This is a genomic window from Mesorhizobium sp. P3_A2, assembly GCF_056403115.1.
On sequence record NZ_JBFUGC010000029.1, the window covers coordinates 1 to 10661 of the forward strand.

9 protein-coding genes are annotated in these 10661 nt (G+C 63.5%); 3 read left to right on the forward strand and 6 right to left on the reverse strand.

All coding sequences use genetic code 11. From position 1 onward, the window contains the following. A partial coding sequence (locus AC1DXM_RS31505; RefSeq protein ID WP_477239420.1) for an IS3 family transposase occupies positions 1-218 on the forward strand: 218 nt, incomplete at its 5' end. A gap of 118 nt (positions 219-336) precedes the next feature. Here the strand turns inward: AC1DXM_RS31505 and AC1DXM_RS31510 are convergent. The 3 genes from AC1DXM_RS31510 to AC1DXM_RS31520 all read right to left on the reverse strand — a co-directional run bounded on the left by AC1DXM_RS31510 (position 337) and on the right by AC1DXM_RS31520 (position 2699). Next, a complete protein-coding gene (locus tag AC1DXM_RS31510; protein WP_477239422.1) occupies positions 337-1104 on the reverse strand; it encodes an amino acid ABC transporter ATP-binding protein in 768 nt (255 codons plus the stop codon). Next, positions 1101-1781: an amino acid ABC transporter permease gene (locus AC1DXM_RS31515; protein ID WP_192247526.1), complete on the reverse strand. Its 681-nt coding sequence runs from the start codon at positions 1779-1781 to the stop codon at positions 1101-1103. Before AC1DXM_RS31515 ends, AC1DXM_RS31510 begins: the two co-directional genes overlap by 4 nt. A 144-nt stretch (positions 1782-1925) precedes the next feature. Further along, positions 1926-2699, reverse strand: coding sequence for an amino acid ABC transporter substrate-binding protein (locus AC1DXM_RS31520; protein ID WP_477239424.1), 774 nt, complete (start codon positions 2697-2699; stop codon positions 1926-1928). 399 nt (positions 2700-3098) lie between these two features. Between AC1DXM_RS31520 and AC1DXM_RS31525 the strand changes: the two genes are divergently transcribed. Together AC1DXM_RS31525 and AC1DXM_RS31530 are read left to right on the forward strand one after the other, a co-directional pair. Continuing rightward, complete coding sequence (locus AC1DXM_RS31525) at positions 3099-3962, forward strand: RNA polymerase factor sigma-32 (protein ID WP_477239426.1); 864 nt, start codon at positions 3099-3101, stop codon at positions 3960-3962. Between the two features lie 166 nt (positions 3963-4128). Continuing rightward, on the forward strand, positions 4129-6498 hold the full coding sequence (locus tag AC1DXM_RS31530; protein WP_477239428.1) for a caspase family protein: 2370 nt from the start codon (positions 4129-4131) through the stop codon (positions 6496-6498). A 59-nt stretch (positions 6499-6557) separates the two neighbouring features. On the opposite strand, the gene AC1DXM_RS31535 is transcribed toward AC1DXM_RS31530, so the two are convergent. The 3 genes from AC1DXM_RS31535 to thiP all read right to left on the reverse strand — a co-directional run. Beyond that, positions 6558-7964, reverse strand: a complete 1407-nt coding sequence (locus AC1DXM_RS31535; RefSeq protein WP_477239434.1) for a M48 family metalloprotease — start codon at positions 7962-7964, stop codon at positions 6558-6560. A 334-nt stretch (positions 7965-8298) separates the two neighbouring features. Next, positions 8299-9063: a thiamine ABC transporter ATP-binding protein gene (gene thiQ / locus AC1DXM_RS31540; protein WP_477239430.1), complete on the reverse strand. Its 765-nt coding sequence runs from the start codon at positions 9061-9063 to the stop codon at positions 8299-8301. Continuing rightward, positions 9060-10661, reverse strand: a 1602-nt coding sequence (gene thiP / locus AC1DXM_RS31545; RefSeq protein ID WP_477239432.1) for a thiamine/thiamine pyrophosphate ABC transporter permease, incomplete at its 5' end; no start/stop codon positions are given. The genes thiQ and thiP, both read right to left, overlap by 4 nt.

Sequence of the window (10661 nt, forward strand, 5' to 3'; positions counted from 1 at the left end):
GCAAAGGCAATTGCCTCGACAACGCACCAATGGAGAGCTTCTTCGCCACACTCAAGTCCGAACTCTTCCATCCAGAACGCTTCGACACCGTCCAAAGCCTCGACACGGCCATCAAGCACTACATCGACTATTACAACCACCGCCGCATCAAACTGAAACTGAAAGGGCTGGCTCCTGTGCAATACAGGAACCAGCCCTTAAATCTACCAGCCCAATGAACCGTCCAACTTTATGGGGTCAGTTCATCGCGCCGGGTTTTTTGTTTTTGAGCCTTAGGTGCGTCACGGCCCCCACCCGGACCTTCGGTCCGACCTCCCCACAGGGGAGGTAAAGGGCTCAGCCGCCGGCTTCCTTCGCCGCTTCCTGCTTCAGCGTCGCGATAAAGCGCTTCGTCCGTTCGCGCTCCGGATTGCTGAACACCACGGCGGACGGCCCCTTCTCGACGACGACGCCGGCGTCGAGGAACACCACCTCCTGCGCGATCTTGGAGGCGAGGCGCAGGTCATGCGTCGCCATCACCATTGTCGTGCCTTCGCTGGCGAGCTTTCCAAGCACGTCGACCACTTCCTGCGCCAGTTCAGGATCGAGCGCCGAGGTCGGCTCGTCGCAGAGCAGCACCTTGGGCGACGGCGCCAGCGCGCGGGCAATCGCCACGCGCTGCTGTTGGCCGCCCGACAGAGTCGCCGGCCATGCATCGGCCTTGTGCACCATGCCGACCTTCTCGAGCAGCGCCAGCGCCCGCTCACGCGCCTTTGCCGTTGGCCATTTCAGCACCGTCACCAACCCCTCCATGACGTTCTCGATGGCGGTGCGGTGCGGGAACAGCTGGAAATTCTGGAACACCATGCCGGTCTGCAGCCGCAGGCGCTGGATGTCCCGACTGGGGATCTTGATGCTGGGACGGAATTCCAGCGTCTCGTCGCCGATGCGCACCGTGCCCGAGGTCGGGATCTCCAGGAGGTTGATGCAGCGCAGCAGCGTGCTCTTTCCCCCGCCGGACGGACCGACCAACGCGGTGACGCTGCCTTCGGCAATGGTGACCGTTACGCCCTTCAGCACAAGATTGTCGCCGAAGCGCTTTTCGATGTCGGTGAGGCCGATCATGAGCGCGCCTCCAGGAAGCCGCCGTAACGGTTGAGCCGTTCCTCCAGCCGCGTCTGCAGGGCAGACAGCACCGAGCTCATTGCCAGATAAAGGATCGCCGCCTCGACATAGAGGATCAGCGGCTCATAGGTGGTGGCGACGATGCGCTGCGCTGCCTGGAACATTTCCGGCACGGTGATGGCGGCAGCCAGCGACGTATCCTTCACCAGCGAGATGAAGGTGTTGGACAGCGGTGGCACCGCGACCCGGCCGGCTTGCGGCAGGATGGTGCGTCGCATCGCCTGGCTCCAGGTCATCCCGATCGAATAGGCCGCCTCCCACTGCCCCTTCGGCACCGACCCGATCACGGCGCGGATGATTTCGGAACTGTAGGCGCCGATGTTGAGGGTGAAGCCGATCAGCGCCGCCGGAAAGGCGTCGAGCAATATGCCGACCGAGGGCAGGCCGTAAAAGATCAGGAACAGCTGCACCAGAAGCGGCGTGCCGCGAAAAATCCAGACATAGAAGCGGACCACGGCGACCAGCGGCTTCGGCCCGAACAGCCGCACCAGAGCGACAACCAGGCCGACGAACAGGCCGAGCGCAAACGACAGCAGAGTCAGCGGCACGGTGAAGATCAGCGCCGCCCACAACAGCGTCGGCAACGAGTCCAGCATCAGTTGCAGCCAGTGCGGCACGAGCGGCTCCTCTCCTTGCAAATGCCGTCTAGACCGGTCCGGCAGTGCGATTGTGCGGTTGTCATATCATGCGAAAAACGGCGAGCCGTCAAAGACGGCCCGCCGCTATTGTGTCGTTGCCGGCAAACCGCCGGGAGACTTTCGTTACTGCGAAACGTCCTGGCCGAAATAGGTGTCGGCGATCTTCTTGTAGGTGCCGTCGGCCTTGATGTCGGCCAGCGCCTTGTTGATCGCGGCCACCAGTTCGGGATCGCCCTTGCGCACGATGACGCCGGAATAGTCGGCGTTCTCTTCCTGTGCGGCGATCTTCACATTGGCGTCGGGCTTGTGCTTCTTGAAGTCGAGGAAGGACAGGCTGTCATTGATGGTGGCGTCGGCGCGGCCGGTGAGCAGCAGCTGGATCGATTGGTCGAAGCCGTCGGTGCCGACGAGTTCGGCGCCGTTGGTCTCGGCGAGCTTGCCGAAATTCGAGGTCAGCGACTGCGCCGCCTTCTTGCCCTTGAGATCGGCGAAGGTCTTGATGGCGGTATCGTCACCGCGCACGATCAGCACCGCCTTGGAGGCGATGTAGGGATCGGAGAAGTCGTACTTGGCCTTGCGCGTGTCGGTGATGCCGACCTCGTTGATGACGGCGTCATAGCGATTGGCGTCGAGACCGGCGATCAGCCCGTCCCATTTGCCTTCGAGGAACTCGACTTTCACGCCGAGCTTGTCGCCGATCGCCTTGGCGATCTCGACGTCGAAGCCGACCAGCGCGCCGGCATCATTGTGATAGGTGAAGGGCGCATAGGTGCCTTCGGTGCCGACCTTGATGGTGCCGGCCTGCTTGATCTGGTCGAGGTTGGCGCCGGCATGGCCGGATGTGACAGCCAGAACCTGCAGCGTTCCGGCGACGATGAGCGAATTGAGCCATTTCATTTTTCTGTGATCCCGTCCTTGGCCGGTGTCCGGCGCTTGTGAGAGCCGGAAACTGACAGATAGAGGGCCGCAAAATAAGGAACCAGATTTCAAAAAAATGGCGATCCAGAAATCAGATTCTCAAAGTAACTCAGATTGGTGCCAATCGCCCCGTTTTGTGCTGTCGGCGCGCCCTGTCGGATAGCACAAAACAACCGCCATCGGCGGCGGAACCAATCCCCGGTGTGGCACGTTCATGCCCTGTTGTAGGGCGCAGCGTTTCCATTTCAAGAACCTTAGCTGCGCCAGACCAAAAGCAATTCCAGGAAAGTGGGAAACCGGTTTTCCGTTCGGGATTGCGCCAAGATAGAGCCAGCGGCCGCCAGGCCGTCCGAAAATGTCCGGGAGCAGGAGCGCGGCATGATCGAAGACACGGCAGGACGGACCATGGTCCGCGCGGCGATGAAGGCGCCCTATCTTGAGCGCGACGAGGAACATGTTCTCGCCTTGCGCTGGAAGGAAGACCAGGACCAGCAGGCGCTGCACCAGATCACCGTCGCGCATATGCGGCTGGTCATCTCGATGGCTTCGAAATTCCGCCACTACGGTCTGCCGCTCGGCGATCTGGTCCAGGAGGGCCATGTCGGGCTGCTGGAAGCGGCGGCGCGCTTCGAGCCGGAGCGCGAGGTGCGCTTCTCGACCTACGCGACCTGGTGGATCCGTGCCTCGATGCAGGACTACATCCTGCGCAACTGGTCGATCGTGCGCGGCGGCACCTCTTCGGCACAAAAGGCGCTGTTCTTCAATCTGCGGCGCTTGCGCGCCCGGCTGGCCAATGGCGCCGAGCCGATCTCCAACGCCACGCTCTATCGCGAAGTCTCGGTAGCGCTGGGCGTCTCCGAAGCCGATGTGGCGATGATGGATTCCAGGCTTTCCGCGCCCGACTCCTCGCTCAACGCGCCGCTCGCCGACGATACCGGCACCACCGAGCGCATGGACTTCCTGGTCTCGGACGATCCGCTGCCGGACGAAGTCGCCAGCGACACCATCGATTTCGAACGCCGCCTGCTCTGGTTGAAAGCAGCGCTTGGCGCACTCAATGCCCGCGAACTCAGGATCATCGAGGAACGCCGGCTGACCGACGAGGGCGCTACGCTGGAAGCGCTCGGCGAGACACTCGGCATTTCCAAGGAGCGTGTCCGCCAGATCGAGGCCCGCGCCATGGAAAAGCTGAAGGTCGCGCTGGTCAAGCAGAACCCGGAATTTCAGACGCAGGCAGCCTGAAATTCCTGGTTGGCAGCAGTATTAAGATATTTTCCAGTCAGCATATAAGATCAGCACGCCAGATTTCGTCGCTCCTCATTCGCAGATTGTGAATTCTTTAACAGACCTGCTGAGCTGCAGGGTGTCTGTTTGGGTTCACCAGATCATAGCGGATGAGGATTCTGCCATGTCGCGACTCTGCGTGTTTCTTGCAGCTTTGATCCTTGTGACCCTGACGACTTTCGAGGCTAGTGCCGATCGAAGGGTTGCTTTTGTGATCGGCAATTCCGAATACCGGGAACTTCCGGCGCTCAGGAACCCGGACAGGGACGCCGGAGACATCGCAAGCACGTTCCGGATGGCCGGCTTCGACGTTTTCGTCGCCAAGGATTTGGCCAGGCTTCAGTTCGAGGAGCGTTTCCGCACCTATCTCGCGGCTGCCGACGGTGCTGATCTCGCGGTGGTCTATTATTCGGGCCACGGCTTCCAGATCGGCGGCGAGAACTTTCTCATCCCGGTCGACGCCACGCTTAAGGATGCGGCCGACGTGGAAGTCCAGGCAATCAAGCTCGATGACATGTTGCAGCAGTTGCGCTCGAAATCGAAAATCCAGGTGATCATCCTCGACGCCTGCCGCAACAATCCTTTTCCGCGTAAGAACTATTGGCTTCGCGACCAGCTGATCGTCGCCAGCGGTAGCGGATTGGCGCAGGTGAAGGGGTCTGAGAACGCGCTGATCGCTTTCGCTACCGAGCCGGGAGCCGTTGCCTATGACGGGAGCGGCAATCTCAGCCCATTTTCCTCCGCCTTCTCCCGTCGTGCGTTGGCGCCGAACCAGGAGATCAGGGCGGTCATGGCTGCTGTGCGCCGCGATGTCGTCAAGGCAACCGATGGCAAGCAGGTTCCATGGGAAAATTCCTCGCTTCTCGATGATGTCTTTCTGATGCCCCGCGCCAACCGCCCGGCGCTGCCGCCGGTGCTGGAGAAGATCGTGCCGTCCGGCATCGGGCCAGTCGTGCTGGATCTACCGGCGCCAGTTGACGTCGACGGTGGCGCAGTCAGCGTCAGCATCGAAAGCCTGCCGGCACTCGGACGGCTGACGCTTGATGGCAAGCCCTTGGCCATGGGCGAAAGGATCGAGGGCAAGGACCTGCCGCGTCTGCGCATGGACGCCCCCGAATTGGCGGGTTGGCAGGAACAGGTGGATACGCTGGCCTACACCACGCACAACGAGTGGGGTGGCGAATCCCAAGGCGTTCTGTTGTTGCGGATCAGAAACGGCGCGGGTGCCGAGGGCAAGCAACTCATGGCCTCAATCGCCGCCGAGCAAAAGCAGGCGGTGGTTGAGCGCGGCATTCGTATCGCTGACGCCGCCGAGGCGATCGAAAACCGCGACATCGAAATCCCCGTCGGCGTCGGCCCGATTCCGCTCAAGCTGGATTTCCCGGCCAAGGACCCGTCGATCAGCCTGAAGCTTGCAACCTATCCGGCAACCGGGACACTGTCCCTGCCGGACCGCATCCTGTCGCCTCAATCGAGCCTGATGGCCAACGATGTCGACAAATTGCGCTACGAGGCGCAGATCGGCTCCGCGACGCCCGTCGAGATCGGCTTTCAGATCCGCGCCGACAACACATCGAAGACGGCGACGCTGAAACTGTCGCCAAGCATCGATCCTTGCGATCGAGCGGCCGGCGAACCTCTCGACCTGCAAGGCATTGTCCCGGGCCGGCTGGCGAACGAGATTGGCGACGACGCGGTTGAGTTCTGCCTGGCCTCGGTGAAGGCCTATCCGGAGATTGCCCGCTTCCGTTACCAACTCGGACGGGCGTTGCTGGCGTCGGGCAAGGTCAATGAGGCCAGGCAGGCAATCCAACAGGCCGCCGACAAGGGATACGTCCGCGCGGTTTTCGCGCTCGGCTCCATCGTCTCGTCGGGAATAGGGACGGCCCCGGATCCCGAACAGGCCAACCGCTTCTATTCAGACGCATCCGAAAAGGGTGACCCCTACGCCATGACCGCGTGGGGACGCACCCTGTTCAATGGCCGCGGCGTCCAGCGCGATGCCGCCAAGGGATTGGACTTGCTGCTCAAATCTGCGGCGATGGGGCATATCGATGCCATGAACGATCTCGCGTCGATCTTCATGGAAGGTCGCAATGGTGTTCCGGCTGATCCGGACCGCGCGCTCGCCTTCTTCAGGGCCGGGATGGAGCGGCAAGAGATGTATTCCCTGGGTGCTCTCAGCACCCCAAAGCGGGTCGCCTTGGCGATTCCGGCGTGCAAGGTACGGCCCCCGAAAGTCATCACGAAAATAAAGGTAGTTCCCGTACCCGCGCCAAGACCGAACGCCCCGAAGCCAGGGAAGCGGACAGCCGCAGCAACCCCGGACAACGGCCGGGTGTCGTGGGCCGGCAACAACGGTGATGGTTCCGGGCGCCGTGCTGCAAATCCTGGTGGTGGCGAGAACACCAGTAGCGAAGGCACCGATGGCAACAGCGGTACCGATACCAACACTAACACTAACACTAACACTAACACTGACAGCAATCTCTGAGTGGCAGTGATCTCAACTCTACATCGCACGCGCAGACACTATCGAACCGGACTGCGCTGCTACTTGTCCGTGACGATCTTGACCTTGTCGCCGGCCGAAACCGAGGCGCCCGGCGACATCGCGTTGAGCACCCTGAACAGATCGAGCTTGCGGTCGACACCGACCATTTGCGCCGAAAGCGAGCCCATGGTCTGGCCGGCCTGAACGGTGACGACGCGGATATGCAGCGGCTTCAGCGCCGCCTTCTCGGCCGCACTCAGGATGCGGAACGAGCCGCTGACCGAGCGCGCCACCGGGTCGAGCGTTGCGCTGGCCGAGGGGGCCGCCGTCAACAGCCGGTAGACCTGGCCGCCCGCACGGATCACCGCAATGTCGAACTGCCAGCCGTCGGCGCCGGCATGCGCGGTCGCTGCCTCATTGCCGTTGATCGTCTCCTGACGCACGCTGGTCTCGTCGAGACCGGCCACCCAGCCGCTTTTGATATAGTCTGTGAGCGCACGGTCCTTGTCGATCGACACGCCGTCGAAGCGGATCGCCATGTCGCCCGGCCCGGTCGCCGTCACCGCCGCAGCCGTATTGTCGATGACGAAACCGCTCGGCACGGTGAACGATACGCCGAGCCCCGGATGCAGGAAGGTCTGGCCGCGCACATAGCCTTCTTCCGGCGTGTCGCCGTAGAGCAGGCCGTCAATGCCAGCCAGGAAGGAATCGCGGTCGCGCGTGCCGACGCCCGGCGCGCCGAACTGGCGGGCGTGGCGCTGAGCCAGATCGATGCGCTGCGGCGTGTTGGGATGCGTGGCCAGGAAGTCGAGGCTGGCATCGGTGGCGCCTGATATCGAGCGGAAATCGGTATAGGCAGACATCGACTGCAGGAAGCGGCCGGCGGCATAGGGATCGTAGCCGGCTTCGCCGATCGACTTGATGCCGATGGCATCCGCCTCCAGCTCCTGGTTGCGCGAGAACTGCGCCAGCCTGAGCTTGCCGCGGATCAATGCCGCCTTGGCGGTCGGGCTGTCGCCGAGCACATCGGAGACCACCTTGGTCGCCAGGCCTTCCTCGGCCTCGAGCTGCTGGCGCTGCAGGCCATGGTTGGCGGTGACGTGGCCCATCTCATGCGCGATGACGGCGGCGAGTTCGGCCGAATCATTGGCCAACGCCAAGAGGCCGCGGGTGACATAGAGATAGCCGCCCGGCAGCGCGAAGGCGTTGACGTTGGGCGAATTGAGGATGGTGATGCGATAGGTCTGGGTCGGATTGGCCGACACCACGGTCAGGCTGCCGACGACCTTGGCCACCATCCGCTCGAGCTTGGGATCGGAATATTCGCCGCCATAGGTGGCAAGGATGCGCGGATGCTGCGCCTTCGCCAGTTCGGCGAGCTTGCTGTTGGCGGCGACATTGTCGACCGTGATCGGCTTGTCGGAAGGCTGGAAGCCGGATTCCTGCACTTCCGGAGGCGTGAACATCTGGCAACTGGCCAGTGCCACGGCAAGGCCGGCCAGCGCAAGGAAGCGCGCCAGCGGCCTGCGTCTCAAAGTGTCAGTGCCGGTCGACAGCACGGCGTCCCTTCAGCTCTCGGCGCATGACCTGGACCCAGGGGTCCGCGCCAGCGAAAATCGAATTTTCGGTGGCGATCCTGCACAAATCAAAAAACCTACAGCGTTTTACGCATCCGGATGGATGCGGCGCTGTAGGGGGCAAATCACGGCTCGTGCCGGACCAGTACTGGGCGGACCTAGCCACATCAGCTGGACCATGGCAAGCAAGCGCCACATCACCTGTAGCCGGTTTGGTCGTAAATTATGTCCGCTTCCGGGCAATATCGCGTGATCCGCCCGAACTTGCGCCGATATAGCGCCGAAACGCTTCAGGACCAGTGCCGTCGAAAAAATCGGCGGCAGCTCCCGTCGCGGCAACCCTGCCATTGTCCAGAAAAACCATGTCCTCGCCGATGCGTCGCGCGTCTTCCGGCTGATGCGTGACGAACAACACCGTCATCGCCCGCTCGGCATGGACGCCGACCACGAGGTCGAGCATGTCGTCGCGCAGTGCGGGCCCAAGCGAGGCGAACGGCTCGTCGAGCAACAGCACCGGCCGGTCGCGCACCAGCACGCGGGCGAGCGCCACACGCTGCCTTTCGCCGCCAGAGAGCTCGCGCGGCAGGCGCTTTTCCTTGCCGGCAAGGCCGACTCGGCTCAGGGCCTCGGCGATTGCGGCGCGGTCGGTTTGCGTCAGGCTAAGCGATGGCGAGCGGCCGAGGCCGACATTCTTCTCGACCGAGAGATGGGCAAACAGATTGTTTTCCTGGAACACCATCGACACCGGCCGCGCCGAAGGCGGCACGGCGCTGACATCGGCGCCGCCGATCAGAACGCGGCCGGATTGCGGCGCCTCGAAGCCGGCCACCAGGTTGAGCAGGGTCGACTTTCCCGAACCGCTCGCCCCCATGATGGCGGTGATTTTCGAGGCAGCGAATTCGACATCGAACAGGAACGGCGTCTCGCCATAGCTGAACGCGACCTTGTCCAGCCGCACCGCCGCGCCTTTTTCCACGGCGGAAGTCACGATCTTTCTCCCCGTCCCAGCCAGTCCGCGGCGACCACCAGTGCGAGGCAAACCGCCCCGAGTAGCAAAGCCAGCCCGGCAGCGTCGGCTGTGCGGTAGCTGCCCATGCGCGCCAAGAGGAGATAGGGCAAGGTCTGCACCGAATTGCTGCCGAACAGCGCGATGACACCAAGATCGCCGAGCGACAGCGCCATGGCGAAGGCAAAGCCGGTGGCCAGCGGCCGCCGCAGCGACGGCCAGTCGACCAGCCGCAGCCGGTTCCAGCCCGAAATGCCGAGCTGTGCGCACAGCTTTTCGTGGCGCTCGCTTGCCGCATCATAGGCCGGACGCAGCGCGCGGATGGCGAAGGGCATCGCCATCACCGCGTTGACGGTGACGACCATGACCGGCGCGATGCCAAAGACATCGCTGGTCGTGCGCAGCAAGAGAAACCAGCCGGCGCCGATGACGATGGGCGGCACGACGAGGACAAAGCCGGCGCCGGTGTCGGTGGCATGTTCGAGCAGCGAGCGGGCACCGCCGCGGCGGCGTAGGGACAGCGCCCGGCGCGCCATGATCAGCGACAGCGATAGCGACACCGAAAGCAGCGCCGCCAGCAGGCCGAGACCTGCACTGGTCAGCGTCGCCTGGCGCACCGCGCTCTCGCCCGCCAGCCGGCCGAGATCGGCGCCAAGGCCGGATGCGACGGTTGCCGCCATCGGCCCGGCGACGAACAGCAAGGCGAGCACGATCAGGGCAGCGTTGAGCGCCGTCTCGGCTTTGCCGGCCGAGAGATAGCGGCGCGGCGCCACGGGCAGGTTGGCATCCCCGGTCACATTGGCGCCAAGCCGCGCCAGCGCCAGCACGACGGCAAAGGTCAGCGCAATCTGGAGCACTGTTAGTGTGACTGCCCGCGCGGGATCGAAGTCGAAGCGCAGCGCCTGGTAGATGGCGACCTCCAGCGTCGTCGCCGCCGGCCCGCCGCCGAGGATGAGGACGATGGTGAAGGAGGTGATGCAAAGCATGAAGACAAGGCCGGCGACGCCCGGCAGTGCTGCCCGCAGCACCGGCCATTCGATCAACCGGAAGGCCGCTCTCGCCCCCATGTCGAGTTGGCTTGCCAGCCGCCATTGATCGACAGGCACCGTGCCCAGTGCTTCGAGGAACAACCGCGTCGCCAGTGGCAGGTTGAAGAAGACATGGGCGATAAGGATGCCTGACAGGCCGTATATATCGGGCCAGCTTTGGCCGGCGACCCCGGCGACGTAGCCGGCCCGACCATAGAGCGCCAGGATGCCCAGCGCCGCCACGATGGCCGGCAGGGCCAGTGGCACGGTGAACAGTTGCAGAATGAAGCCGCGGCCAAAGAAGCGCGGATGCCGCGACAGGGCGCGGGCGACGAACAGCGCCGGTACGACGGAAAGCAGCGTCGAGAGTGCCGCCTGCCACAGGGTGAAGCGGGTGACGCGCAGGAGATAGAGATCGAAGGCGGACGCAGCACCGCGGAGGTCGTGCGCGCCTTCGAGGATGAGGCCCGCGAAGGCGCCGCCGATCAGCAGCGCGATTGCCGCAAGCGCAATGATGCCGGCGGTGATGCGGGGGTCAGAAGGTGCGCGCTT

What these genes read in the sequence shown, in the direction of transcription:
- AC1DXM_RS31530 (WP_477239428.1), top strand. Translation starts at nt 4,129, where the DNA reads ATGTCGCGACTCTGCGTGTTTCTTGCAGCTTTGATCCTTGTGACCCTG.
- AC1DXM_RS31525 (WP_477239426.1), top strand. Translation starts at nt 3,099, where the DNA reads ATGATCGAAGACACGGCAGGACGGACCATGGTCCGCGCGGCGATGAAG.
- AC1DXM_RS31520 (WP_477239424.1), bottom strand. Translation starts at nt 2,699, where the DNA reads ATGAAATGGCTCAATTCGCTCATCGTCGCCGGAACGCTGCAGGTTCTG.
- AC1DXM_RS31535 (WP_477239434.1), bottom strand. Translation starts at nt 7,964, where the DNA reads ATGTTCACGCCTCCGGAAGTGCAGGAATCCGGCTTCCAGCCTTCCGAC.
- AC1DXM_RS31510 (WP_477239422.1), bottom strand. Translation starts at nt 1,104, where the DNA reads ATGATCGGCCTCACCGACATCGAAAAGCGCTTCGGCGACAATCTTGTG.